Genomic DNA, 26487 nt, shown 5'->3' on the forward strand with positions numbered 1-26487 from the left:
CATCATGGCCAAGAACGACGCTCTGAAAACCGCTTCTGTCCTCGCCTTCGAGCGCAAGCTCGACCCCTCCGATGCATTGTTCAGTGCCGGCAACTGGGATAAGCGCGATCAGTTCACTGCCTGGCCCCGCATCCCGGTCACGGAAAAGTCCGTGCGTGGCACCATCTCCAACCGCCTGAAGACCAAGGATCAGGACCCGGCCAAGCTCGATGCCGCCATTGAAAATCCCAACCTGCAGACCGTAGACGTCGCCGCCCTACCCCACGACGCCGATACCCTGGCGGTACATTTCACGCTGCGCGTGCTGGCCGGCGCAGGCACCCCCTCAGCCTGCAATAGTGCCGACTATCAAGCCAAGCTGAAGCAGGCGGTCGAGGGCTACGTCAGCGAGCACGGCTTCAGCGAACTGGCCCATCGCTACGCCTGCAACCTCGCCAACGGCCGCTTCCTGTGGCGCAATCGCCTCAAGGCCGAGGCGCTCGAAGTGACGGTACGCCAGACTAAGGCCGGGGAGACTGAACAGGCATGGACCTTCGACAATGCTCTCGACCGTTCGACCCGTGATTTCACTGGCGACGAACAGACCCGAGCGCTGGGAGAAGTGATCGCCAGTGCTCTTGCCGGCGAGCAATATCTACTGCTGGACGTAGTCGCCTTTGCCCGTATCGGCGCCGGTCAGGAGGTCTTCCCCTCGCAGGAACTGATCCTCGACCGCGCCCGTGGCGACAAGAGCAAGACGCTTTACAGCATCGGGGATGACAAGAGCGCTGCCATTCACTCCCAGAAGATCGGCAACGCGCTGCGTACCGTCGACACCTGGTACCCAGCACCAGAGGACGGCAGCGACCTGGGGCCGATCGCCGTCGAGCCCTACGGCTCCGTGACCACCCAGGGAACGGCCTACCGCCAGCCGAAGCAGAAAGTGGACTTCTACAACCTGCTCGACAACTGGCTGCTCAAGGACCAGGTGCCGGCGACCGAACAGCAGCACTTCGTGATGGCGACCCTGATCCGTGGCGGTGTCTTCGGCGACGCGGGGTGAACCATGGACCACTACATCGACCTTCGCCTGCGACCCGATCCGGACTTTCCGCCCGCGATGTTGATGGGCGCGCTCTACGGCCGGCTGCATCGCGCGCTTTTCGACCTGGACGCGAACGACATCGGCGTGAGTTTCCCGGATCACAAGACCGGCGTGAAGGCGCGCACGCCGGGGGATCGGCTACGTCTGCATGGAAAACAACAGAGCCTGGCGCAGCTCATGACGCAACCCTGGCTCGCCGGCATGCGCGAACTCGTGGAAATCGCCGAAATCTTGCAGGTGCCCGACGACGCGCTACATCGCGCGGTTCGGCGCCGACAGTTCAAGACCGGCAATGATAGCCAGGTCAAGCGCTACGCACGGCGTCACGCTATCGACCTCGAAGAGGCACGAGCCAGGTTCGCACGCAGCAGCGAACCACGCATCACCTTGCCCTTCGTTTCACTCAACAGCCGATCCAGTCAGCAACGCTTTGCCCTGTTCGTCGAGCACGGCGAACCGCAGCCGACACCGATCGGTGGCTCCTTCAATCACTATGGCCTGAGCCAGGGGGCAACCATCCCCTGGTTTTGACCCTTTTCTCGAGCGTTTTTATAGCGCCAGGAAAAACAAGGGGTTAGCGACGCCTCCGCAAAAAGGGAGGCGTCGCGTTTTATGGCTATTGCTCTTTAACAATCAGGGTATTAGCGTGCAAAAGCGCTAGTGCGCTGCCGCCCAGGCAGCTCAGAAAATCTGGCCGCTTAGATCAGGCATGAAGCTCAGGTGCGCTGCCGCCCAGGCAGCTCAGAAACGCGACCTGCCCAGTGAGCAGCGCACGCTGGAGTGCGCTGCCGCCCAGGCAGCTCAGAAAAGAGCGTGCCGAGCCACGATGCCTGGGGCATGGTGCGCTGCCGCCCAGGCAGCTCAGAAAACCCATTGAGGGACACCTACGTAGAAGTCCGCGTGCGCTGCCGCCCAGGCAGCTCAGAAAATATAGGGGAGATAGTCCTGGCCGCAGGTTTCGTGCGCTGCCGCCCAGGCAGCTCAGAAAGTCATCGGCCTGGCCGGCAGCCTGCTCTGCTCGTGCGCTGCCGCCCAGGCAGCTCAGAAAAACTGGCGCGCTGCAATTTATGGTGTCTATAAGTGCGCTGCCGCCCAGGCAGCTCAGAAAAGCTCATGCCGCGCCAGGGCAGCCACCCCAGCGTGCGCTGCCGCCCAGGCAGCTCAGAAAAGACTGTCATGAAAGCGACTGGGATAAATATTGTGCGCTGCCGCCCAGGCAGCTCAGAAATCACTCGCCCCAGTAGGTCAGTTCTTCGTCCGGTGCGCTGCCGCCCAGGCAGCTCAGAAAAGATAGCGCGAGAACGCATCTCCCAGAGAGACGTGCGCTGCCGCCCAGGCAGCTCAGAAAAAGTTGAAGAAGGCTTCCTTCGAGGTGACCCAGTGCGCTGCCGCCCAGGCAGCTCAGAAATGAACGTATGGATGCCAGACCGCAGGCTAATTGTGCGCTGCCGCCCAGGCAGCTCAGAAATTCCGCACCAGCTCTCCCGGGCGCAGATTGACGTGCGCTGCCGCCCAGGCAGCTCAGAAAACCCCGAGAGCGGCACCGTCGTGAAGGGCACCGTGCGCTGCCGCCCAGGCAGCTCAGAAACCGCTCTGCGTCGCCCTGGCAGCCAGGGCGGCGTGCGCTGCCGCCCAGGCAGCTCAGAAATCGTGCTTGGACGGCGGCATCTGCAGCAGCACGTGCGCTGCCGCCCAGGCAGCTCAGAAACACTCGACTGGCTCGCGCAGGGTGAGCATTACGTGCGCTGCCGCCCAGGCAGCTCAGAAATGTAGCTGTCGAGTGGGCGGATGACGCAATCGGTGCGCTGCCGCCCAGGCAGCTCAGAAAACGCCGCAGACGCCGCATGATGCTGCCGCCGAGTGCGCTGCCGCCCAGGCAGCTCAGAAACTGATCTTTCCAGACGATGAGTCGACTGGTGAGTGCGCTGCCGCCCAGGCAGCTCAGAAAAACGCTGCAGGAACGCTGCCCAGCCGCGGATGGTGCGCTGCCGCCCAGGCAGCTCAGAAATACCGACCCGGCCACGGTTTACGGCGCGATCTGTGCGCTGCCGCCCAGGCAGCTCAGAAATGCTCGCCGTCCTGCTGGCGTGCGCGGATGCCGTGCGCTGCCGCCCAGGCAGCTCAGAAATGGTCAAGGGAACCGGTGCCGGCACCCCGAAAGTGCGCTGCCGCCCAGGCAGCTCAGAAACGCTCAAAGCAGGCATCCCAGGCGCCCTCGAGGTGCGCTGCCGCCCAGGCAGCTCAGAAATCGGTGACGGGCCGCTCAGTGAACGGCCGGGCGTGCGCTGCCGCCCAGGCAGCTCAGAAAACGCTCAAGGCGTCTTCGTGAATGCGTTGCTCGTGCGCTGCCGCCCAGGCAGCTCAGAAAGTAAGCCAACGGCAAGCCCTCCAGGTCCGTGAGTGCGCTGCCGCCCAGGCAGCTCAGAAATCCTGCAATGCCTTCGTAATAGGCATTCGACATGTGCGCTGCCGCCCAGGCAGCTCAGAAAGGGAGGTGACATGGCAGAGCGAGCGGCCTGCCGTGCGCTGCCGCCCAGGCAGCTCAGAAAATCCACATCGTCGTGACCGGAAACTGCCTGCATGTGCGCTGCCGCCCAGGCAGCTCAGAAATACGGCAAGAAGCAGAACCTTCTCGCTCAGACGTGCGCTGCCGCCCAGGCAGCTCAGAAAACGGTGAGCACGGCCAGGGTGGTGACCGCGGCGTGCGCTGCCGCCCAGGCAGCTCAGAAACGCATGCGGAGACGTGAAGGCTACCAGTAGAAGTGCGCTGCCGCCCAGGCAGCTCAGAAAAATTCGACCTCAACCATCTCGCGATGTGGCAGGTGCGCTGCCGCCCAGGCAGCTCAGAAAAATCGCGTGTTGCCACCGGGTAGCCCGGAGCCGTGCGCTGCCGCCCAGGCAGCTCAGAAATGGCTGCTCGAGCAGGCTGATGAGATCGAAGCGTGCGCTGCCGCCCAGGCAGCTCAGAAAGGCGCCGAGAGGCAGAGCGCCAGCTATTCATGGTGCGCTGCCGCCCAGGCAGCTCAGAAAAGCAAGCTGCTATAACTTTGGCCTAGCTGCCCGTGCGCTGCCGCCCAGGCAGCTCAGAAAACCTACGCGCGACTGCGCCGGGTGTGGGAGTCGTGCGCTGCCGCCCAGGCAGCTCAGAAACGTGGAAGGCCGCCTCGTTCAGTTCATTCTGGGTGCGCTGCCGCCCAGGCAGCTCAGAAATGCCAGTGCAGCGGCTTCGACTTAGCCATCGGGTGCGCTGCCGCCCAGGCAGCTCAGAAAAAGTGGCGAAGGTGCTGCGCGACACGGCACTGGTGCGCTGCCGCCCAGGCAGCTCAGAAAACCGTCACGAGGAAGTAGGCATGCCGCTGGACGTGCGCTGCCGCCCAGGCAGCTCAGAAAAGACGGAACAGGCGCAAGGCGGCCTCGGTGTCGTGCGCTGCCGCCCAGGCAGCTCAGAAACCGAGCATGACGACGCCTATGGCAGCGGCGAGGTGCGCTGCCGCCCAGGCAGCTCAGAAACCCGGGGTGACGATGCGGTACCGCAGGCCGCGCAGTGCGCTGCCGCCCAGGCAGCTTAGAAACACCAAGGCATCAGACAATTGATAGTGGATGAAAGGCACATAGGCGCGGCCACTTCGCAAGTGTCTGCGACAGACGAGGGGCCAGTGATGGAGGATCCGCGCCACCGTCGCCATGATCTTGCAACGAGGTCGCCCGAAGACAGACTCTTGGCGAGTGCCGCCCTTACCAGCCGGCAGGCGGTGGCTTTCGTGGAATGCGTGCCGGCGCGCAAACGATCCATTCATGCGAATTCAGACTTCGCTGATCGCACAACAGCAACACACGGATCGTGATGTCGCACTTGGCGCGATAGCCTTCGTCGACATCACGCCAAGCGCTACAGAGTTCACACGATCAGGTCTTCATCCTTCCAGAGGCGGAACCCGCCATCGAAGGCGAGTGCGTTGTCGCCGCGCCGGCATTTCGGTGGGAGTGTGTCGAGCTTTTCAACATTTCCGCCACCGATGACGATGTAGTCGGGCTCCAGTGCCGCGGAGAGACGCTCGACGACATCGAACACGCGCTTGCGCCATTTCTTGTTGCCCTTCTTTTTGCGATACGCCTCGGCGACATAGTGCTCGTAGCTTTTGCCCTTGCGATAGGGCAGGTGGGCAACCTCCATCGGCTGGGCGACATTCTCGACGATCATCGCCGCACCAAGCCCGGTGCCGAGACCGAGAAACAGCATGCGTCCGCCCTGATAGGAGCCGAGGGCCTGCATCAGCGCATCGTTGACGATCTGCACCGGGCATCCGAAGGCGGATGCGTAATCGAAACCGACCCATCCTTCGCCGAGATTGGCAGGATCATGAAGTGGCTTGTCATGGACAACCGTTCCCGGGTAACCCATGGAGACCACATCATATTTCATCCCCTTGGCCATCTCTTTGACGACGGCGACCATATCGCCCCCACCCATCGACTTGCCGCTGTCGGCCTTCTTTTTCCCGCCGCCGGCGCTGGAGCGGATCTTCACATGGCTGCCACCGATATCGATGGCAAGGACGACAAGGTCCGCGCCCTTGGAATTGCGTTTGCTCATCATGGTTTCCTCGGCCTCAGGCAGGATCGAGCCAACCGCCGGACAGGGCGAGGTCCTGCATGTCGTCAGGTCCTCAGGTGCCGGGCTTGTATTGCGGTGGCGCAGACGTATCGTCCAGGATCGGCTCGACGATCTTCCACGCGAGTTCGGCGGCATACTGACGGGCGAATAGCTGGCGGTCACCGGCCATGGCGTCGCCGATCAGACGTTCATCATGCGCCATTTCTCCATGTCCGTCTTCTCCCCCCATCATCGAACAACGCGCCCGGGGGCTGCTTGAAGCGCACCACGACTTCCGTTGCATGGGTGGAGAGATTGGGCAAGTCTCGAGCGCAAATACTCAAGACGAGAACGCGGGCGCTATCCGAGATCTTCGTTAGATGCCAAATAGTCCACAAGGTGGTGCCAAATTCGGCGCGACGCGACAGCGCGACGCCCATTTCGCCCCGGACCACCTCGACGACGCATTGAGACTCAACCCAGTACAGGCGTTGACACTGGGTTGACACCAAACGAAAAAAGCCACCCGAAGGTGACTTTTCTCAATGCCTAGGCCCCTGTTTTCACGGGCCTTGTTGGTGCCGGTGAGTGGATTCGAACCACCGACCTACGCATTACGAATGCGTTGCTCTGCCGACTGAGCTACACCGGCCAGGCGGCGCCTATCATAATCAGGCGGAGGCACGGGGACAAGCGTAAACGCGGATGCCGGCTGTAGATTTTCACTCGCCTAGCCCTCGGCGGGGCAACGTGCTATTGATGGCGAAATGACAACAACCTGCCGTCATGTCCCACACCCCCTATCGTTTCCGCTTTGCCAAGCTGGCAAGGCAGTTCACGTTGCCGCTACTCGCTGCGCTCGCGCCGGTGCTGGTGGGCGTACCGCTGATGCTGTGGCAGGCGGAGCGCGAGCTGGTCGGACAGACCCAGGAGAGTTTCGACTACGCCCTGCGCAAGGTGGAGTCGATCTTCGACTATGCCGAGACGGCCACCCATCAGGTGCGCTACCTGGTCGGTGCCCCGTGCAAGTCGGCAGTGTTCACGCTGCGTCAGCAGAGCATGGCGACGCCGTTCGTACGCTCGCTCAATCTCGTCCGCGATGGCCAGGTCTACTGCACCTCGCTGGAGGGTGCGCGGCTGTTTCCGGAGCAGAGTCAGAACTACAGCGCCGGGCGCCTGCGCCTGATGGCCGGCAATCTGGTCACGCCAGAGCGGGCGCTGATCGTGTTTCGCCTGCCGACCCCGGGCGGGAGCGTGCTGGCCGGTATCGATGGCCAGTACGTGGTCAATGCGCTGCAACTGACAGGAAACGATCTATCGCTGTCGCTGCAGATCGGCGACTACCAGCTCGATGCCGATGGTAGCGTCTCTCCCACCCCGTGGATCACCAGCGATAACGTCTCCGAGCGCGCCTCGAGCCGCTATCCGTTCCGGCTGCGTGCAACGCTGGCCCCGGGCAGTCTGAATCGCACGCTGGAAAGTTATTTCCTGCCGATTCTGGGTCTCTTGATCCTGTGCGGCACGCTGGTGTTCTGGCTCATGCTCAAGCGCCGCTCTCCTACGGAAGAGCTGGAGCGCGCCCTGCGCGATGGCGAGTTCGTGCCCTACTACCAGCCGATCGTGGATGCCGACGCCGACCGCTGGGACGGTGCCGAGGTGCTGGTACGCTGGCGCCACCCCGTAGAGGGCGTCATCCCGCCGGATCAGTTCATTCCCCTGGCGGAGAGCAGCGGCCTCATCGTGCCGCTGACCCAGGCTCTGATGCAGCAGGTCCGCCGAGAGCTGTCGACACGGCTGGAGCAGTTGCCTCACGGCTTCCATATCGGCTTCAATCTCTCCGCCGCCCACTGCCACGACTGGCGGCTGCTCGACGACTGCCGTGAGTTCCTGGCCGCTTTTCCTCCGGGGCGAATCATCCTGGTGCTGGAGCTGACCGAACGCGAGCCGTTCCGAGCCACGCCGCACACCTTCCGGCTGTTCGAGCGGTTGCGCGAGATGGGCATCCTGATCGCCCTGGACGATTTCGGCACCGGCAGTGTCGGGCTCGACTATCTGCGCCACTTCCGGGTCGACTCCCTGAAGGTCGACCGCAGCTACGTCGCCATGGCCGACGAAGACGTCCTGTCGCAGCACCTGTTCGACAACATCGTCGATCTGGCCCAGCGCCTGTCATTGACGGTGATCGCCGAAGGCGTCGAGACCCCCGCCCAGAACGCCTATCTGCGCGACCACGGCGTGCACCACCTGCAAGGCTATCTCTACGCCCGCCCGGCTCCGCTGCGCGATATGCTGGCCCGCCTCAAGAGTCCGCCCAGCCGCGCCGCCAGTGAAAGCCGCAGCGCCTGTCCCGACCTGAGGTAGGGGCAGATGCCTCGGATATCGCTGGCATCGATCCACCGTCCGTGATGCTGCGGGGCGAACGCCGGCGATCTACGGCTGCACGTTGGCCATCGTCGCCGGATTCGGTGCCTGCGGAAAGCCACCGGGCGCATGGGGCACCGCCGCATCCAGCTGCAGCCCACCGCCCAGCGCCTGAACCAGCTGCACCGAGCGATCGAGACGCTGGGTGGTGAGCTGTGCCAGGCTCTGCTCGGCGCTGAGCAGCTGCTGCTCGCTGCTCAGCACGTCGAGATAGTTGGCCAACCCCGCGCGGTAGCGCTCACCGGCCAGCGAATAGGCAGCGCGTGCACTGGTCACCGCCTGCTGCTGGCGCTGACGCTGGCGGGCCACCGAGTCGAGGGAGGTGATATCGTCGACCACCTCTCCCAGCGCCTCGACCAGAGTGGCGTTATAGCGCGACACGGCGAGATCGTAGTCGGCATCGCTGCTCTCCAGATTGGCGCGCAGCCGCCCGCCTTCGAAGATCGGCAGCGAGATCGCCGGCGTCACGCTGGCCGATTTCGCCGCTTCGCTGAAGAAGTAGTCCCCTAGCGGTGACTGAAAGCCGGCCATCGCGGTCAGATCGAGATTGGGATAGAACTTCGCCTTGGCCTGCTTGATGCGCTGGGAGGCGGCCTCCACCCGCCAGCGCGCCGCTATCACATCGGGACGGTGCCCGATCAGCTCGGCGGGGATGACACTCGGCAGCGCGACGATCGCCGGCGCCAGGTCGCTCGGACGTGGGATCGACTGGCCGCGATCCGGCCCCTTGCCCAAGAGCGTGGCCAGCGAGATGCGCTGGCTGCGGATCGACTGTTCGGCGGCTTCCAGCGTCTGCCGCGCATTGGCGACGGTGACCCGGGACTGCAGGCTCTGCAGCTGGTTGTCGAGCCCGGCCTGCTGCAGCTCGCGGTTGATCGCATCGATCCGCTGGGCGCGGTCGAGCTGGCGGTTGGCGATATCGCGCAGCTCATAGGCGTGGGCCAGGCTGACATAGGCCCGCACCACGTTGACCGAGAGGGTCAGCGCCGCCGCATGAAACTCGATCTCTTGCGCCCGCGCCGCGCCCAGCGCCGCACGCCAGGCGGCCCGCTTGCCACCCCATAGATCGAGATCGTAGTCGAACGAGAGCATCAGCTCGCGGGTGGTGGAGTAGAAGTTGCCCTGCCCGCGCGGGTCCTGCACCTGCGAGACCCGCGAGCGCGAGATCTGGGCCGAGCCGTCCACGCTCGGCAGGCCACTGGCCCGGGCGCTGGCAATCGCCGCATTGGCCGCCCGCAGTCGCGCCCGCGCCATGCCGATATCCGGCGAATCTGCCAGCGCCTCGTCGATCAGCGCGTCCAGCTCCGGGTCGCCAAGCGCGCGCCACCACGCGCGCTCGGGCCAAGCCGCCGGCGAGATCGGGGTCTCGCCCAGCACCTGCTGCGCGCTCAGCCGGCTGATTGGCGTCAGCGTCGCCTGCGGCGAGATGCCGGCATAGTTGGCGCAACCCGCCAGCAGCGAGAGTGTCAGCATCAGCCCGCCGACCAGTCCCCGACGCCTTCCCTGGTGTAACGACATCCTTGTCCCCACTGGCCTGCCCGACGACCTGGTTGGCCGGGCATCGTCCCTCGTTGCAGTCACCGGTTCGTTCAGCGGTCCAGTCCCGCTAGACGTCCCGGTGCTCGTGTCGCGCTTCCTGCGCGGCGTGCGGTAGTTGATGCTGAGAATCGGTCGTGATGTCACCGCCACCGGAGAGCGGCCGCTCTTCGTCCTCTTTCTCGGAGCGAAACAGCGACCATGACACCATGAACAGCGCCGCGATCAGCGGTCCCAGCACGAAGCCGTTGATACCCAGCAGCGTCATCCCGCCCACGGTCGAGATCAGCACCACGTAGTCCGGCAGCTTGGTCTCCTTGCCCACCAGCGGCGGCCGCAGCAGGTTATCCACCAGCCCGATCACCACGACACCGACGAAGACCAGGATCGAGCCCCTGACGTAGTCGCCGCTGAGCAGCAGATAGGCCGCCACCGGTACCCAGATGATCGCCGAGCCGATGGCCGGCAGCAGTGACAGAAACGCCATCAGTACGCCCCACAGCAGCGCCGCCTCGATCCCCAGCAGCCAGAACGCGACCCCGCCGATCGCGCCCTGCACCATGGCGATGATCACATTTCCCTTGACCGTGGCCCGGACCACCGCGGTGAACTTGTCGATCAGGCGATGAGTATAGGCATCGCTCAGCGGCGCCGTGGTGCGGATCTGATAGCCCAGCTTGCGGCCGTCACGGAACAGGAAGAACAGCAGATAGAGCATGATCCCGGCGCTGATCAGAAACTGCAGGGTGTTCTGGCCGATGCTCAGCACGTGCTGGGCGATCAGCTGGCTGCCCTGCTCCAGCGCCGAGGCGAGCCGGTTGCTCAGATCAGCGAAACTGCCAATACCGGCATCCCCCATCCAGCCCTGCACAGAAGGCGGCAGCGAATCGCGGAACTGGGCGACATAGGCGTTGAAGTCGATATCGCCCTGGTCGAGCCGCTGGTAGAGACTCGCCCCCTCGCGCAGCAGCGAGAAGAAGATCAGCGACATCGGGATGATGACGATGAACACGCAGGCGAGCACGCTGAGGAACGCGGCCGTGTTGGGCCGCTGCCCAAGCCGCGTGTTCAGTCGCCGGTGCATCGGCTGGAACAGGATCGCCAGGATGACCGCCCACAGGATCGCACCATAGAACGGCAGCAGCAGCCATACGAAAGCGATGGAGACCGCCGTCAGCAGCAGAATGAACGCCTTGTGCTGGCTCAGAGAACTCATGGAATCGACAGGCTCCGGGAAATGACACGCCAAGCATAGCCGCAACCCGGCCTTTGTGGCCGCTTCTATCGATCGCCAACCACCTGGCGCGCCCGCCAGCGTGGCCTCATGGGAGCACCGTAGCGCGTTTCATATATGCGTAAACTCAGCTGTTGTACAGCTTATGGGTGGCCCGTTGACCGCTCCGGATTGCTGAGCGCAAATGACTGAAAGTGTTGATCTTTCAATTTGTTCCCGAAGAATAGTTCAAGCAATTCAAGGGGTTGTCAGGGTAATGTTAACCTGGGATAAGTGCTACGACCTTTCGACCCTGGTACAACTCTTGTACAGAAAGAAACGCTATGCCATTCTGCATGTGTCGCATCGGCCACCCCCAGGTGACCAACCCGATAGGGACATCGGGAACGACGGCAAGGATTGCCGCCACTCATTACCGGTCAGGAAGACCGGACATCGACGCCAAGGAGGGCTGACCATGGAACACCGGATTTCATGCACCCGCTGCGGAAATACGCAAACCGCTTCTTCTGAATGTCATCAGGCCTGGGATGAGATCAACTGCATCGAGTGCGGTGACTTCATCGATACCTATGGGCACCAGCAGGAGATCGCAACCCCCAACTACCTGCTGCATACCCTCAACCTGGCACGCTCGCTGTCGTTGCAGATGGCACGCGCCGAACATGGGAGCGGCAGGACATGATCACAGTCACTCTGGATCTCACCTGCTCCATCTGCGGTCATCAACAGTTTCATCTGCCGATCAAGGCAGAAGAAGGCGCCAACGTCTGCTGCGCCAACTGCAGCGCCTTCAAGTGCAAAGCGCTGGATCTGGAGCGCGCGCTGACGGCAATGCGGCGTTCGTCGGACAACCGCCAGCCCGCCGCCGCCTGAAGGTCACGCCGAGCGTGAACACGGTACCGCCGAGAAGCCGCCCGACCCGGGCGGCTTCTTTGCGTGGGGCCCTATCTACGCGGATCCCAGGCATCACCCCTTTCACGGACATTCATCCATGGCCGATATCGAGCAGTTGAGAACCGGAATCCAGCAGGCGGTCGCCGAAGGCCAGCAGCGGCGCCTCGACTTCGAACAGGCGCTCGAGGATCTGCGCCTGCGTCTGGAAGCGCTACAGCAGTGTGTCGCCCAGTGGATCGAGTCACTCGACCTCGATGAGGTCGAGATCCACTACACGGAGACGACCCAGACCCTGACCCGCTTCGAGGAGACCTATCGGCTCACCCTGCGTGAGCAGACCCTCTCTCTGGGGGCGTGCAAGCTACACCTGAAGCCCGAAGAGCAGTATCTCTCCGGCCACCGCGTGCTGCTCTACGCCTCCACCGACGAGGATGACGTCAAGGAGGTGATCGAGGCCGAGGGCGCCTACCGCTTCTCCGATCTGCAGTACGGTCAGCGCCGCGACCTCTCCCAGTACGACACCCTCAGCGAAGAGACCTTCTACCGCCTGCTCTACGGCTGGCTGAAAGCCTGAACGCCGCCCGCGCTGCCGACGGGCACGGCGTCAGCCCCAAGACCTGGCGCCAGCCATCCCCATCACGTCTGTCCGGCGGCATGGTGTCAGCCAAACGAGCTGGTAGTCAGAAACTATCGCCACCGTCACACGCTGGTCCCAAAGTTTACCTATGCTGAAGATTCGGCGACGACGCCGAGACGCGAGCGGCCGGGCGCAGTGCCGCTCCGACGCATTGCGATATCGTCTCGCCGCGTCGTCATCGCGGTGCCTGAAAGATATCGGAAGTCGACACAGTAGCGTTTAAGGACGGACAGCATGAGTGAAGAGATCAAGATCGGCGGCAAGTGCCCTTTTGCCGGCGACTCGGTGGGCGGCGTTGCCGGTTCCGAACCGACCACCGATCAGTGGTGGCCCAATCGCCTCAAGGTCGAGCTGCTGCATCAGAACGCGCCCCTGGCCAATCCCGAAGATCCTGACTTCGACTACGCCAAGGCCTTCAGCGAGCTCGACCTGGCAGAGGTCAAGCAGGACATCAAGGCGCTGCTCACCTCCTCGGTCGACTGGTGGCCGTCGGACTACGGCAACTACGGCCCGCAGATGATCCGCATGGCGTGGCACTCCGCCGGTACCTACCGTATCGCCGATGGCCGCGGCGGCGCCGGCGAAGCGATGCAGCGTTTCGCCCCGATCAACAGCTGGTGGGACAACGGCAATATCGACAAGTCGCGGCGGCTGCTGTGGCCGATCAAGCAGAAGTATGGCGCCGCGCTCTCCTGGGCCGATCTGATCGTGCTCACCGGCAACTGCTCGCTGGAAGTGATGGGCTTCCCCACCTACGGCTTTGCCGGTGGGCGCATCGACGCCTGGGAGCCGGACACCCTGACCTACTGGGGACCGGAGGCGTGGTACGGCAAGAAGATCGAGGACGCCCCGCGCGGCCCGTTCGAAGGCCACCCGGATCAGATGGTCAACCGCGACCTGCGCTGGACCGGCGAAGCGGGTGACGACGACTACGATCTCGAAGCACCGCTGGCCGCCTCCAACTCCAACCTGATCTACGTCGACCCGGAAGGCTCGGCCAAGAAGGGCATCCCCGAAGACTCCGCCGCCGATATCCGCATCACCTTCGGTCGGATGGCGATGAACGACGAAGAGACCGTGGCGCTGATCGCCGGCGGCCACGCCTTCGGCAAGTCCCACGGCATGACCCCGCCGGACCAGATCGGTTTCGCCCCGGAAGGCGCGCCGATGGAGTCCCAGGGGCTGGGCTGGCACAACCCGCGTGGCAAGGGTAACGCCGAAGACACCATGACCAACGGGATCGAGGGCTCGTGGACCCAGAATCCGACCCAGTGGGACAACAGCTACCTGGAGAACCTGTTCAAGTTCGAGTGGGAGCAGACCCGCAGCCCCGCCGGCGCGCTGCAGTGGACCCCGGTGGACAAGGACGCACCGCGCACCCCGGACGCCCACCTGCCGGGGGTCGACCATCCGCTGATGATGATGACCTCCGACATCGCGCTCAAGGTCGACCCGGCCTATCGCAAGATCTGCGAGAAATTCCTCGACGACTTCGACTACTTCACCGACGCCTTCGCCCGCGCCTGGTACAAGCTGACCCACCGCGACATGGGTCCCAAGGCGCGCTATCTCGGCCCGGAAGTGCCGCAGGAAGATCTGATCTGGCAGGACCCGATCCCCGCGGTCGACTTCGAGCTGGTCGATGCCCGTGATATCGCCGAGCTCAAGGCCAAGATCCTGGGTGCCGACGTCAGCGTCTCCCAGCTCGCCGCCGTCGCCTGGGGCGCCGCCTCCACCTTCCGCACCTCCGACAAGCGCGGCGGCGCCGATGGTGCGCGTATCCGTCTGGCGCCGATGAAGGATTGGCCGGTCAACAACCCCGACGACCTGGCTCACGTGCTCGGCGTGCTGGAAGGCATCAAGCGTGACTTCGACGGCGCCCAGAGCGGCAACAAGAAGGTCTCGCTGGCCGACCTGATCGTGCTCGGTGGCTGTGCCGCGGTGGAGAAAGCGGCCCAGGATGCCGGCGTCACCCTCGAGGTGCCGTTCACCCCGGGGCGTAACGACGCCACCGCCGAACAGACCGACGAGCAGACCTTCCGCTGGCTCGAGCCAGTCTCCGATGGCTTCCGCAACTTCCATCGCGACGACATCCGCTACCACGTCTCGCCGGAGCAGATCTTCCTCGACCGCGCGGCCCTGCTGGGTCTCTCCGCGCCGGAGTGGACTGCACTGGTCGGCGGCCTGCGGGTGCTCGACGTCAACGCCAAGGGCGCCTACCGGGAGCACGGCGTGTTCACCGACCGTCCGGGCGTGCTGACCAACGACTTCTTCGTCAACCTGACTTCACCCGACTTCGAGTGGAAGAAAGTGGATGACGAAGGGCTGACGTTCACCCTCGACGACCGCCACTCCGGCGAGACCAAGTTCAAGGCGACCCGCTGCGATCTGATCTTCGGTGCCAACGCCCAGCTGCGCCAGCTGGCCGAGTTCTACGCCCAGAAGGGTGGCCACGAGAAGTTGGTCAAGGACTTCGCCAAGGCGTGGCACAAGGTGATGATGCACGACCGCTTCGACGTTTGAGGCGCGCAGCAGCGATCCGACGTTACCCGCCGGATCGCTGCGCATACCGTCTCGCAAGCTCAAACCATCGACGACTCGGCGCCCTCCAGGGGGCGCCGAGTCGTTTTTCTGCCTGCCAAGGTCGTCACTGTGCCGTGATTCTCCTTGGCAGCAATTTTGTTATATTATAACCTTCACGACCTATCCAAGAGGTCGTTCCATGTCGCATCGTCACCGCCACCGCCCGGATGGGCCCTGTCACTTTTCGCTGATGTCGCTTGGCGCCGGGCGTCGCATGCTGCTCACCCTGCTGCCGCTGGCCCTGCTGTGGCTGGTCGCGGCCTGGTCTGTCGGGATGCTGGGCTGAGCATGGCCGCCATTCTGACCCTCGAATCGCTGTCGCTGGCCCAGGGCAATCGCCTGGTGCTGGAGGATCTCAGCGGCGAATTCGAAGCCGGCAGTATCACCGCCCTGGTCGGCCCCAACGGTGCCGGCAAGAGCACCCTGGTACAGGGCATCATGGGCGTGCTGCGGCCGCTGCGCGGTCGCGTGCTGTGTCAGGTGCCCCACGCCCGCCGTGCCTGGCTGCCACAGCAGCTGGCCCTGGACCTCTCCTTCCCCATGAGCGTCGAAGAGCTGGTGATGAGCGGCTGCTGGCCCACCCACGGCAGCTTCCGCCGCTACGGCCCAGCGGAGTATCGCCGCGGCCAGGCGGTGATGCAGCGCCTGGGGCTGCAGGCGTTGGAGCACCGCCCGCTGGGCGAGCTCTCCGGCGGCCAGCGCCAGCGCGCCCTGCTCGGCCGCACGCTGATGCAGGAAGCCCGGTTGTTGCTGCTCGACGAGCCCTTCGCCAACGTCGACGCGGCGACCGTCGAGCTGCTGATCCAGACGCTGCGTGACATGGCCGCCGAGGGCGTGTCGGTGATCATCGTGCTGCACGACCACGACCAGTTACGCCGACTGGCCGACCGGGTGCTCCACCTCGACCGCGGCCACGGCCACTGGTACACGCCACAGTCCATGACCTGGGCGCCCAGCGGCCAGCCCATGACGGCTACCGCGACGACTCAGGGGCCGACGTCATGATCGACTGGCTGATCTCTCCGCTGCTCGACTTCGGCTTCATGCGCCGTGCCCTGGTGGCCGGGCTGGCGCTGTCGCTGGTGGCCCCGCCGCTGGGCGTGTTCCTCACCCTGCGTGGCATGAGCCTGGTCGGTGACGCCATGGCCCACGCGGTGCTGCCCGGGGTGGCGGTCGGCTTCCTCCTCGCTGGCTTCTCGCTACCCGCGATGAGCCTGGGCGGGTTGGCCGCCGGGCTGCTGGTGGCCGGGCTGGCCGGCAGCGTCTCGCGCCTGACCGGGCACCGCGAGGATTCGGCGATCGCCAGCTTCTATCTGATCTCGCTGGCCGCCGGGGTGATGCTGATCTCGCTGCGCGGCTCAAGCGTCGACCTCACCCATGTGCTGTTCGGCTCGATCCTGGCCGTCGATACCACCGCGCTATGGCTGATCGTGGGTGTCTCCAGCGTCACCCTGGTGGTGCTCGCGGCGATCTTCCGCATCCTGGTAGTGGAGTGTCTCGACCCGCTGTTCCTGCGCGGCCAGGGGATTCGCGGCGGCGCGGTGCACGGGCTCTTCCTGGGGCTGATGGTGCTCAACCTCACCGCCGGCTTCCAGACCCTGGGCACGCTGATGGCGGTGGGGCTGATGATGCTGCCGGCCACCGCGGCGCGCTTCTGGTCGACGCGGCTCGAGGGACTGATGGGGCTGGCGATCGCGATCGGGATGCTCTCCAGCGTCGGCGGGCTGCTGCTGTCGTATCACGCCGGCCTGCCCTCCGGACCCTGCATCATTCTGCTGGCGGGGGCGATCTATCTGCTCTCCGCGCTGTTCGGCCGCTACCACAGCGTCTTCGCGCGCTGGCGCCGCCGGGTGCAGCCGATTCTACCGCCGGATGCGCATGGCTGAGCCATCTCGTCTGGCCATCTTGCCCGGGCAGGCATCAGCGCCCGGGGTCGTCACGTCACACGCTTCGTCACACCCACACTCGTCACGAGAACAAAGAAGGAGGAAGTCGCGATGTCCCGTCTCTCACTCTCAGCCGCCCTGCGCCAGGGGCTGATCGCCGGCACCCTGGGTCTTGCCCTGCTCGGCCCGGCCCACGCCGACGAGCCGCTCGACGTGGTCACCAGCTTCAGCATCCTCGACGACATGGTCTCGACCATCGGCGGTGACCATGTCGCGGTAACCTCGCTGGTCGGCCCCAACGGCGATGCCCACGCCTTCTCGCCCAAGCCCTCCGATGCCCAGTCGCTGGCCAAGGCCGATCTGGTGGTGGTCAACGGCCTGCAGTTTGAGGGCTGGATCGACCGCCTGATCGAGGCCAGCGGCTATCAGGGCGATGTGGTGGTGGCGAGCCACGGCATCCAACCGCTGGCGTTCGACGGCCACCACGACGAGGAGGTCGCGGATCACGACGCCGATCACGACCATGGCGACGCCGACCACGACCATGGCGACGCCGACCACGACCACGGCGACCACGACCATGACCATGACCACGGCGATGCCGACCATGACCACGACCATGGCGATGCCGACCATGACCACGACCATGGCGATACCGATCACGATCACGCCGAAGCCGGACATCACCACCACGGTAATCTCGACCCCCATGCCTGGCAGGATCTGCGCAACGGCGAACAGTACGCGCGCAATATCCGCGACGGTCTGATCAAGGTCGACCCCAGCCACGCCGACGACTACCGCCGTAACGCCGAACGCTATATCGAGCAGATGAAGGTGCTCGATACCGAAACCCGCGAGCGTCTGGCCAAGATTCCCGAAGCCGATCGGCTGATCATCACCAGCCACGACGCCTTCGGCTACTTCGCCCACGCCTACGGCCTCAAGCTGCTCGCGCCGGTGGGGCTCAACACCCTGGCCGAACCCAGCGCCAGCGACATGGCCGAACTGATCCAGCAGATCGAGCACAACCACGCCAAGGCGCTGTTCCTGGAGAACATGAGCAATCCGGCGCTGGTGCAGCAGCTGCATCAGGAGACCGGTATCGCCATCGGCGGCACCCTCTACGCCGACGCCCTGACCCCGGACGGTGAAGGCAGCACCTACCTGGGCATGTTCCGCCACAACGTGGATACGCTGGTGGACGCGCTAGAGAGCGGTCACTGACCCGACCTCGGCAGGCCGGCGGCGCGCGTCGCTGGCCTTTCACACTCGCGTCGACGAGACTGATCGCCATATGTCGCCGACGCGAGCCGCCATGCCCGCCGCTATACCCCCCACCCAGGATACGCTGACACCGGCTCAGGCCCGCCGTCTGACGCTGCGCGCCCAGGGTTTCGGTGCCACCCCCACCACAGCGATCGACCGCGGCCATCTTCGCCGGCTGCTGAACCGACTCGGCGTGCTCCAGATCGACTCGGTCAACGCCCTCGCCCGCTCGCACTACCTGCCGCTCTTTGCGCGTCTCGGCGCCTACCCCAGGGCGCTGCTCGACGAGCTCGCCTGGGGCCGCAATCGCCAGCGCAGCCTGTTCGAGTACTGGGGGCACGAAGCCTCGCTGCTGCCACTCCCAAGCTACCCGGCGCTGCGCTGGCGCATGCATCGGGCGCGCCGCGGTCAGGGCATCTACAAGCATCTGGCACGCTTCGGACGCGAGCAGCGCCCGTTGATCGACCAGGTGCTGGCGCGGGTCGCCGCCCAGGGCCCGCTCGGCGCCGGCGAACTCAGCACTCGCGACGGGCCGGCCGGCGCCTGGTGGGACTGGAGCGACGAGAAGCAGGCGCTGGAGTGGCTGTTCGCCGCCGGCGAGGTGACCGTGGCCAGCCGTCGCGGCTTCGAGCGCCTCTACGATCTGCCCGAGCGGGTGATCCCCGCCGCTGTGCTCGCGCGCCCCGAGCCGACCCTGCTGGAGGCACACCGCGAGCTGCTGCGCCACGCCGCCCAGGCGCTCGGAGTCGCCACCGAACGCGACCTGCGCGACTACTACCGCTTGGCGCCCGAGGATAGCCGCGCGGCGCTGGCGACGCTGGTGGAGGACGCCACCCTGACCCCGGTAGCGGTGCACGGCTGGCGTCATACCGCCTTCGTCTGCGGTACGCCACGGGTGCCGCGCCGGGTCGAGGCCGCGGCGCTGCTGTCTCCGTTCGACTCGCTGATCTGGGCGCGTGAGCGCACCGAGCGGCTATTCGATTTCCACTACCGGCTGGAGTTCTACGTGCCGCCGGCGCAGCGGCGCTACGGCTACTACGTCATGCCCTTCCTCTATCGCGAGCGCCTGATCGCCCGACTCGATCTGCGCGCGCGCCGCGGCGATGGCCAGCTCGCCGTGCTAGCGCTGCATCCGGAGCCGGGGGCCACGCTGGACGCCGACGCCCTGGGCGCGCTATCGGGTGAACTCGAGCGCCTGGCAGCGTGGCTCGGGCTGAGCCTGCAGCTGCACGATGACCGACCGCCGGGGCAGTGGCTCGCCCACCATCTGGGATGAGACGGCGTCTGGGATGAGACGGCGTTGCGTCAAAACCAGGGTCGGTACGCAGCCTAAGTTTGCTTTTGCGACAAATAACCACATTATCCATAAGGTTTTTACCGCGTAACCTGTGCTTGTGGATCGCACAAGGGAACGCTAATGAACGTAATGACTCGTCATCTCTGTCTCGCTGCCGTCGCCGTGGCTACCGCACTGCCGAGCAGCACCGCCCTCGCCTATGGCGCCGGCGACTGGTTCACCCACTTCGGGGTGGCCAAGGTCTCGCCCAAGGACGACAACGGGCGCTTCGATGACCTCGGTATCGATGTCGATGTCCAGGACAAGAGCAACTTCGCCTTCACACTGGGCTATCGCTTTCACGACAAATTCGGGGTGGAACTGCTGGCAGCGGCACCGTTCAAGCACGACATCAATCTGAACGGCAACGACGGCGCCTCGATCAAGCACCTGCCGCCGACCCTGACGCTGCAGTACTACCCGCTCGGCGGCACCGATGCCTGGGTCCAGCCCTATGTCGGCGCGGGTCTCAACTACACCCACTTTTCCGATGAAAAGATCGACGTACCCGGCGCCAGTCTCGACCTGGACGACTCCTGGGGCGCCGCCGGTCAGTTGGGGGTCGATCTGCTGATCGACGATCACTGGTCGCTCAACGCCGCTGCCTGGTATCTCGATATCGACTCCGATGCCACTGCCAAGGTGGGCGGGCAGTCCTACGACACCACCCTGCATATCGACCCCTGGGTGGTGATGGCGGGCCTCGGCTACCGCTTCTAGGTAACCACGTTTAAAGCCGCCGGCCGGCAGGGCCGGCGACTCGATCTTCTCAGGGAGCTCCCACTCTCTCCTTGGCCACCCGTGCGGTGGCCTTTTTTTCGTCTGACCCAATCCGCTGGCCGGCGCTAGACAAACGTCGTAGTCGATGTGATACTTCGCAGACTAACTGTTAGTTCACTTTTTCGCGTCTTTTTCGAGACATCGACGACTGGCCCGGGCGTGTGCACACCTCCGGGCTCTGGTTCTTTTATGACACGCATTCCCGCCGATCACTGGCTGCTCGCCCTGAGGACCTTGCTCGCCGTCTGGCTGGCACTGTTCCTGGCCATGCGCCTGGATCTCTATCAGCCCGCCTGGTCCATCCTGGCGGTGATGATCGTGACCCTGCAGCCGGTCATGTTCACCGGCGGCACACCGCCCATCGGCATCATCATCGGGCGCGGCGTGGCGCGGCTGTTCGGCACCCTGTTCGGCGCCATCGTCGGGCTGGTGCTGATCTCGCTGTTCGGCCAGCAGCCGATGCTCTATCTGCTGTTTGCCGGCGGCTGGCTGGCCTTCTGCATGTACTGGGTGATGCTCGAGCAGGACGAGTATCTCGGCTACGTGATGATGCTCAGCGGCTATACAGCGACCCTGGTCTCGCTGACCGCCATCGGCACCGGGGTCGATCAGGTGTGGCACGTGGCCCAGGCGCGCTTCAGCGAGACCGCCCTGGGCATCGGCTGTGCGCTGCTGATGCATATCGCCATTGCGCCCCGCTTCGGCAGCCGCGCGCTGCCGCAGACGCTCTCCGAGTTTCTCGCCGAAGGCGCCCGCGACACCCTCGCCGCGCTGGCGCAGCCACGCTCGCGGGCGCTGCGCGACAGCCAGTTCAAGCGCCTGCTGGGCCACTACCAGCAGTTCCAGAAGCTGCGCGGGCTGACCCGCCTGGAGACCCGGCGGCTGAGCCACTTCATCCCGGCCCTGGACCGTTTCGCCAGTGACAGCCTGGCGCTGATCACCGCGATCCGCGAGCTGGAGACCGCCCTGGACTACCTGCGCGCCTGCGACGATGGCCAGCGCTGGCTGGCGCCGCTGCTCGACCAGGCCCTGCCGGTGCTCGAGCGCATCGCCGCCGAGCCCGCCGCCGCGCCGGATGAGCCGGTGGTACTGGATGCGTTCGACTGGGACCCCGATCAGGTCTCGCCGCGCAGCCGTACCCGCGCCGAGCTGGTGCGCCAGCGCCTGGGCGAGGTGCTCGACCTGCTCCACCACGGCCAGCGCCTGCGCCACGCCCTGGCCGCCCCCGATTCGGCGCGGATCGAGACATTGCCGCGAAAGCGCCGCTCGCGCACCACCCACAACGAGCACTTCGTGGCACGCTACAACGCCCTGCGTGTATTCATCGCCTTCGAGCTGCTGGGGCTTTACTGGATCCACAGCGGCTGGCACTCGGGCTATCTGGCGATGATGCTGCTGGGGGTCTTCACCATGCTGTTCGCCAAGGCGCCCAACCCCGCGGCGGTGGTCTATCAGTTTCTCTGGGGATCGCTGGCGGCGGTGATACTGGGCGGCGTGCTGCTGTTCCTGGTGCTGCCGGTGATCAACGGCTTCCCGCTGCTGGCCCTGGCAGTGGCGGTACCGGTGACCATCGGCACCCTGCTGACGCCGCACCCGCGCTGGTCGGCGATGGGTCTGGCCGGCGCGATCACCATGATGACCCTGCTCAATCTCAACTCGACCTACACCTTCGCCCCGGCACGCTATATCAACGGCGGTGTGGCCTCGATCATCGGCACGCTGGTGGCGATGATCACCTACTCGGTGATGCGTCAGCGCTCGCCGCACGAGCGGATTCGCACCCTGATGTCGGCCTACTGGCAGGGACTGGCGCGGCTGCTCGGCGAGCGCAGCCAGCCCAGCCGCGCGCGCCTGGAGAGCCGCCTCTACGACCGCCTCGGCCGCTTGGTGGCGCTGGGTGGCAGCGATACCGCCCTGCGCGAGGCGATCGATCTCCACGCCCTGGCCCTGTGCGTGTGGCGCATTCGCCGCCAGGGTCCGGAGCTGGGCGTGCACCGCGAGGCGATAGAGGCGTGGCTGGCAGGCATCGGCACGCGCCTGCTGGCGCGCCAGCGCCACGACCCGGCGGTCTGGCGCCAGCTCGCCGACGAGGCGATCGCCTGGGTCGAGCGGCTCTACCACGAGACCCGCCTGCCCATCGCCAGCATCGGCGAGATCGCCATGCTCGGGCACCTGATGCGCGCGGCCCCCGGTGTCACACTGGAACAGGGCGACACCACGGCCCCGGCGCCGCAGGACGCCGACCAGGCAGAGGCAGTCATGGCAGCGCCCACCGCCACGCCGGGCGCGACGGCCGCGCCGGAGCCGAGCCAGCCGGACGCGGACGTGAACGAGACGGATACCGGCTCGGATGAGCCAGAGACGGGCGCGAACGAGACGGATAGCGGCCCGGATGCGCCAGACACGAACGTGAACGAAACGGATAGCGGCCCGGATGCGCCGGACACGAGTGTGAACGAGACAGATAGCAGCCCGGATGAGCCAGACTCGGACGTGAGCGAGACAAATACCGGCCCGGATGCGCCAGACACGGGCACGAACGAGACAGATAGCGGCTCGGACGAGCCCGATACGGGAGAAGATCCACATGTTCGCTGAGTGGTCGTTTCTCGGCTTTCTGCTGCCTCCGCTGGCGCTGCCGGTCCTGCTGGCGCTGGCGCTCTATCTGCTGATCCGGCGGCTGTTCGTGCGCTGGCGGCTCTATCACTGGCTATGGCAGCCGGTGCTGGCCGATATCGCGATCTTCGCCCTGCTACTGTGGGCGGTGCTCGCGCTCAGCGGCGCACTGCCGATCGCCCCATGATCGTGCTGGCGCCGGTCGCCCGCCGCTGCCGGCAGGGATACCGCTAGATCCGATCGACAACATCTGATCGACAAGACCTGATCGACAACGCCTGATCGACAACGCCAGGCTGCCCGAGACCGAGACAAGAGACACCATGACCATGACCCACCGACTCCGCCAGGCGATCCGCCTGACCCTGACGCTGATCCTGGTGGCGGCGGCCCTGGTCGCCGTGGCCGAGATCTGGAACCACTACATGCACGACCCGTGGACCCGGGACGGACGTATCCGCGCCGACGTCATCCATCTCGGCACCGACGTGGCGGGGCTGGTCGACGATCTCGAGGTCCATGACAACCAGCGGGTGGCCAAGGGCGACGTGCTCTTCACCATCGACAAGCGCCGCTATCAGCTGGCCCTCGACGATGCCCGTGCCAACCTGAACCGCCTGCAACAGCAGCGCGACGAGGCCCAGGCCGCCAGCGGCCGGCGCCAGCAGTTGAAGAACTACGTCTCCCAGGAGGACAAGGACAACGCCCGCTTCGCCCTGTCGACCGCCCAGGCCGCAGTCGAACAAGCCACGGTCGAGGTGGCCAAGGCCGAACTCGATCTGGAGCGAGCGACGGTGCGCGCCCCGGTGGATGGCTATGTCACCAACCTGCTGCTGCGTCCGGGGCAGTATGTCGGTGTGGGGGCCGACACCCTCACCCTGGTCGATGCCAACAGCTTCTACGCCCTGGGCTACTTCGAGGAGACCAAGCTCGACAGCATCGAGATCGGCGAGCCGGCGCGGGTCCAACTGCTGGCCAACGGTCGCCCGATCTGGGGCCATGTCGACAGCTTCGCCCGCGGCATCAGCGACAGCAGCCTGAGCAACCAGAACGGCGGGCTGGCCTCGGTCAACGCCTCCTTCGACTGGGTGCGGCTGTCGCAGCGCATTCCGGTGCGTATCGCCCTCGACGACATTCCGCCGGGGACCAAGCTCTCCGCCGGACTCACCGCCACCATCTATCTCGGCGGCGATCGCGCCGAGCACGAGACGCAGCCAGACTGGTGGGTGTCGGTAAAGCGGTGGTGGGAAAATCTGATCAGCGTGTGAGAACCGCGCGCCGGCGATAACGCCGGCGCGGGTCGGGAGGCGTCAGGCGCCGGCCATCACTCGAAGTAGCTGAAGGTCTCGCCGGGCTTGATGTCGAGCAGCGTGTGGTAGATCAGCTCGATCACATGCTCGACGTCCTGCTTGTGGACCATCTCCACGGTGGTGTGCATATAGCGCAGCGGCAGCGAGATCAGCGCCGAGGCCACCCCCGAGTTGGAGTAGGCGAAGGCATCGGTATCGGTGCCGGTGGCCCGCGAACGCGGCAGACGCTGGAACGGGATCTTCTGCGCGTTGGCGACCTGGATCAGGCGCTCGCGCAGCTTGTTCTGGATCGCCGGGGCGTAGCAGATCACCGGGCCGTCGCCGATCTTGTTGGCGCCCTCGCGCTTGGGTTCGATCATCGGCGTCGAGGTGTCGTGGCTGACGTCGGTGACGATCGCCACGTTCGGCTTCAACCGCTCGGCGATCATCTCCGCCCCGCGCAGCCCCACTTCCTCCTGCACCGCGTTGACGATATAGAGGCCGACATCGAGCTTCTGCTTGCGCGCCTTCAGCAGCCGCGCCACTTCCGCGATCATGAAGCCGCCGATGCGGTTGTCGATCGCGCGGCAGACGAACTTGTCGCCATTGAGCACGAAGAACTCGTCCGGGTAGGTGATCACGCAACCGACATGCACGCCCAGCGCCTCGACCTCGTCCTTGGTGCTGGCACCGACGTCGATGAAGATGTTGTCCAGCTCCGGCGGCTTCTCCTGCGGCCCCTGGCGACGGGTATGGATCGCCGGCCAGCCGAAGACGCCGGGCACGATGCCGTTGTCGGTGTGGATATTGACCCGCTTGGAGGGGGCGATCTGATGGTCGCTGCCGCCGTTGCGGATGACGTAGATCAGGCCGTTGTCGGTGATGTAGTTGACGTACCAGGAGATCTCGTCGGCGTGCCCCTCGATCACCACCTTGTACTCGGCGTCGGGGTTGATCACGCCCACCGCAGTGCCATAGGTGTCGGTGATGAACTCATCCACGTAGGGGCGCAGATACTCCATCCACAGCTTCTGGCCCTCCCACTCGTAGCCGGTGGGGGATGCGTTGTTGAGATAGCGCTCGAGGAACGCCATCGCCTGATCGTCGAGCGGCTTGCCGCCGCTGCGCGTGCGTTTCGGCGTCTTGGCCTTGGTGTTCTTGCTGGAACTAGCGTTCTTGCTGGAACTAGCGCTCTTGCCGGTGCTCTTGCTCATACCACCTTCCTGACTGGTGTCTGTCGTGAAGAGGAGGATTCCTCGTCCAGCTTAGCAGTGCCGCGCCGCGAATGGGCAGCGCCAGCGCAACGAGCAGGCTACGCTGGGGAGATCCGCTGGCCCCGGCGCTCCCCCGCCGCGCCAGCGCCCCATGACGGACAGGAACCGACAGGATGTCTCAACCCCTTCTGCGCCACCACGGCCGCTTTCCCTACCGCCCGATCACCGACCACGATCCCGCCCACTGGCCCGGCGAGACCCGCCTGGCGGTCTATCTCGGCTTCAACCTGGAGCACTACGCCTTCGGCGAGGGGCGCGGCGTGGGCATCGCCCCTCCGGCCCCCGAGGGCGAGCCGGACGTGCTCAACTACGCCTGGCGTGACTATGGCAACCGGGTCGGCGCCTGGCGCTGTCTGGCACTGTTCGAATCGTTGAATCTGCCGGCAGGGGTGATCGCCAATACCGCGCTGCTCGACCACTGCCCCGAGCTGCTCGAGGCGTTCGCCGCGCGGGGCGACGAGATCATCGCCCATGGCCACACCAACGCCGAGCGTCAGGGGCAGCTCGAGGAAGCCGCCGAGCGCCGCCTGATCGTCGCCTGCCGTGAGCGTCTGGCGACCCACCTGGGCCAGGCGCCGAGCGGTTGGCTCTCACCCTGGATCTCGGAGAGCGAGCGTACGCCCGACCTGCTCGCCGAGGCGGGCTTCGACTACCTTCTCAACTGGGCCCATGACGACCGCCCGACCGCCATGCGCACCACCGCGGGCACGCTGTGGTCGATCCCCTATCCGCAGGAGGTCAACGACATTCCCACCATCTCCGCCCACCGGGTGAGCATGCAGGAGTTCTGCACTATGATCCGCGATCAGTTCCTGGAGCTGCTGGCGCAGTCGCAGCAGCAGCGACTGGTGATGGGGATCGCCCTGCACCACTGGCTGGTGGGCCAGCCGTTCCGCCTGCGCCAGCTGCGCGAGGTGCTCACCGAGCTGGCCGGCTACCGCGAGGCCGAGGGGGTATGGTGGACCACTCCCGGGGCCATCGCCCGTCAGGTGCAGGCAGAGGCGGCCGCCCCTGCCCCTGAGTGAACGCCAGGAGTGCCCCGCATGAGCGC

General features: G+C 65.4%; 22 protein-coding genes, 1 tRNA gene and 1 CRISPR repeat array. Of the genes, 17 read left to right on the top strand and 6 right to left on the bottom strand.

Annotated elements, in window-relative coordinates:
• The first annotated feature begins 4 nt into the window (after positions 1-4).
• Positions 5-1042 carry a type I-F CRISPR-associated protein Csy3 gene (csy3, locus tag DOM66_RS15145; protein ID WP_110690755.1) on the top strand — a complete coding sequence of 346 codons (1038 nt, stop codon included), beginning with the start codon at positions 5-7 and terminating at the stop codon, positions 1040-1042.
• A 3-nt stretch (positions 1043-1045) separates the two neighbouring features.
• On the top strand, positions 1046-1615 hold the full coding sequence (gene cas6f, locus DOM66_RS15150) for a type I-F CRISPR-associated endoribonuclease Cas6/Csy4 (RefSeq protein ID WP_110690756.1): 570 nt from the start codon (positions 1046-1048) through the stop codon (positions 1613-1615).
• Positions 1616-1744: 129 nt separating this feature from the next.
• A CRISPR array of direct repeats spans positions 1745-4656; the repeat unit is 28 nt; unit sequence GTGCGCTGCCGCCCAGGCAGCTCAGAAA.
• A 326-nt stretch (positions 4657-4982) separates the two neighbouring features.
• Here the strand turns inward: cas6f and DOM66_RS15155 are convergent.
• From DOM66_RS15155 to DOM66_RS15165, 3 genes are all read right to left on the bottom strand, one after another.
• Positions 4983-5678, bottom strand: a complete 696-nt coding sequence (locus tag DOM66_RS15155) for an ROK family protein (RefSeq protein WP_110690757.1) — start codon at positions 5676-5678, stop codon at positions 4983-4985.
• A gap of 73 nt (positions 5679-5751) precedes the next feature.
• Entirely contained in the window at positions 5752-5901 is a 150-nt protein-coding gene (locus DOM66_RS15160) for a hypothetical protein (RefSeq protein WP_198651773.1), read from the bottom strand.
• A gap of 353 nt (positions 5902-6254) precedes the next feature.
• Positions 6255-6330 (bottom strand) — tRNA-Thr (locus DOM66_RS15165).
• Positions 6331-6464: 134 nt separating this feature from the next.
• Between DOM66_RS15165 and DOM66_RS15170 the strand changes: the two genes are divergently transcribed.
• Positions 6465-8039, top strand: coding sequence for an EAL domain-containing protein (locus DOM66_RS15170; RefSeq protein WP_110690758.1), 1575 nt, complete (start codon positions 6465-6467; stop codon positions 8037-8039).
• A 69-nt stretch (positions 8040-8108) separates the two neighbouring features.
• On the opposite strand, the gene DOM66_RS15175 is transcribed toward DOM66_RS15170, so the two are convergent.
• Together DOM66_RS15175 and DOM66_RS15180 are read right to left on the bottom strand one after the other, a co-directional pair.
• Positions 8109-9617 carry an efflux transporter outer membrane subunit gene (locus tag DOM66_RS15175; RefSeq protein ID WP_110690759.1) on the bottom strand — a complete coding sequence of 503 codons (1509 nt, stop codon included), beginning with the start codon at positions 9615-9617 and terminating at the stop codon, positions 8109-8111.
• An 88-nt stretch (positions 9618-9705) separates the two neighbouring features.
• Positions 9706-10851, bottom strand: coding sequence for an AI-2E family transporter (locus DOM66_RS15180; protein WP_110690760.1), 1146 nt, complete (start codon positions 10849-10851; stop codon positions 9706-9708).
• Between the two features lie 475 nt (positions 10852-11326).
• Here DOM66_RS15180 and DOM66_RS15185 point away from each other — a divergent pair, with 475 nt between their 5' ends.
• The 13 genes from DOM66_RS15185 (at position 11327) to DOM66_RS15240 (ending at position 24141) form a co-directional block, all read left to right on the top strand.
• Positions 11327-11554 (top strand): hypothetical protein, encoded by a 228-nt coding sequence (locus tag DOM66_RS15185; RefSeq protein ID WP_106419261.1) that lies wholly within the window; start codon positions 11327-11329, stop codon positions 11552-11554.
• On the top strand, positions 11551-11745 hold the full coding sequence (locus DOM66_RS15190; protein WP_110690761.1) for a hypothetical protein: 195 nt from the start codon (positions 11551-11553) through the stop codon (positions 11743-11745). Before DOM66_RS15185 ends, DOM66_RS15190 begins: the two co-directional genes overlap by 4 nt.
• Positions 11746-11863: 118 nt before the next feature.
• On the top strand, positions 11864-12340 hold the full coding sequence (locus DOM66_RS15195; RefSeq protein ID WP_110675974.1) for a hypothetical protein: 477 nt from the start codon (positions 11864-11866) through the stop codon (positions 12338-12340).
• A 297-nt stretch (positions 12341-12637) separates the two neighbouring features.
• The gene (katG, locus tag DOM66_RS15200) at positions 12638-14926 is read left to right on the top strand and encodes a catalase/peroxidase HPI (RefSeq protein WP_110690762.1); all 2289 of its coding nucleotides are present in this window, start codon (positions 12638-12640) and stop codon (positions 14924-14926) included.
• A 199-nt stretch (positions 14927-15125) separates the two neighbouring features.
• A complete protein-coding gene (locus DOM66_RS19755; RefSeq protein ID WP_188115197.1) occupies positions 15126-15272 on the top strand; it encodes a hypothetical protein in 147 nt (48 codons plus the stop codon).
• A 2-nt stretch (positions 15273-15274) separates the two neighbouring features.
• Entirely contained in the window at positions 15275-15991 is a 717-nt protein-coding gene (locus DOM66_RS15205) for a metal ABC transporter ATP-binding protein (protein ID WP_110690763.1), read from the top strand.
• On the top strand, positions 15988-16872 hold the full coding sequence (locus DOM66_RS15210) for a metal ABC transporter permease (RefSeq protein ID WP_106419258.1): 885 nt from the start codon (positions 15988-15990) through the stop codon (positions 16870-16872). Before DOM66_RS15205 ends, DOM66_RS15210 begins: the two co-directional genes overlap by 4 nt.
• A gap of 111 nt (positions 16873-16983) precedes the next feature.
• On the top strand, positions 16984-18099 hold the full coding sequence (locus DOM66_RS15215; protein WP_110690764.1) for a metal ABC transporter solute-binding protein, Zn/Mn family: 1116 nt from the start codon (positions 16984-16986) through the stop codon (positions 18097-18099).
• A 91-nt stretch (positions 18100-18190) separates the two neighbouring features.
• Complete coding sequence (locus DOM66_RS15220) at positions 18191-19417, top strand: winged helix-turn-helix domain-containing protein (protein ID WP_110690765.1); 1227 nt, start codon at positions 18191-18193, stop codon at positions 19415-19417.
• Between the two features lie 150 nt (positions 19418-19567).
• Positions 19568-20197, top strand: coding sequence for an OmpW/AlkL family protein (locus DOM66_RS15225; RefSeq protein WP_110675983.1), 630 nt, complete (start codon positions 19568-19570; stop codon positions 20195-20197).
• Positions 20198-20446: 249 nt separating this feature from the next.
• Positions 20447-22855 carry an FUSC family protein gene (locus DOM66_RS15230; RefSeq protein WP_110690766.1) on the top strand — a complete coding sequence of 803 codons (2409 nt, stop codon included), beginning with the start codon at positions 20447-20449 and terminating at the stop codon, positions 22853-22855.
• On the top strand, positions 22845-23060 hold the full coding sequence (locus DOM66_RS15235) for a DUF1656 domain-containing protein (protein WP_110675987.1): 216 nt from the start codon (positions 22845-22847) through the stop codon (positions 23058-23060). Before DOM66_RS15230 ends, DOM66_RS15235 begins: the two co-directional genes overlap by 11 nt.
• Before the next feature lie 142 nt (positions 23061-23202).
• Positions 23203-24141, top strand: a complete 939-nt coding sequence (locus tag DOM66_RS15240) for an efflux RND transporter periplasmic adaptor subunit (RefSeq protein WP_157959067.1) — start codon at positions 23203-23205, stop codon at positions 24139-24141.
• Positions 24142-24197: 56 nt separating this feature from the next.
• On the opposite strand, the gene DOM66_RS15245 is transcribed toward DOM66_RS15240, so the two are convergent.
• Complete coding sequence (locus DOM66_RS15245; RefSeq protein WP_223162011.1) at positions 24198-25376, bottom strand: M42 family metallopeptidase; 1179 nt, start codon at positions 25374-25376, stop codon at positions 24198-24200.
• Between the two features lie 173 nt (positions 25377-25549).
• Here DOM66_RS15245 and DOM66_RS15250 point away from each other — a divergent pair, with 173 nt between their 5' ends.
• The gene (locus DOM66_RS15250; protein ID WP_110690768.1) at positions 25550-26461 is read left to right on the top strand and encodes a polysaccharide deacetylase family protein; all 912 of its coding nucleotides are present in this window, start codon (positions 25550-25552) and stop codon (positions 26459-26461) included.
• The last annotated feature ends 26 nt before the right edge of the window (positions 26462-26487 follow it).

Source organism: Salinicola endophyticus, from assembly GCF_003206575.1.
Lineage (GTDB): Bacteria > Pseudomonadota > Gammaproteobacteria > Pseudomonadales > Halomonadaceae > Salinicola > Salinicola endophyticus.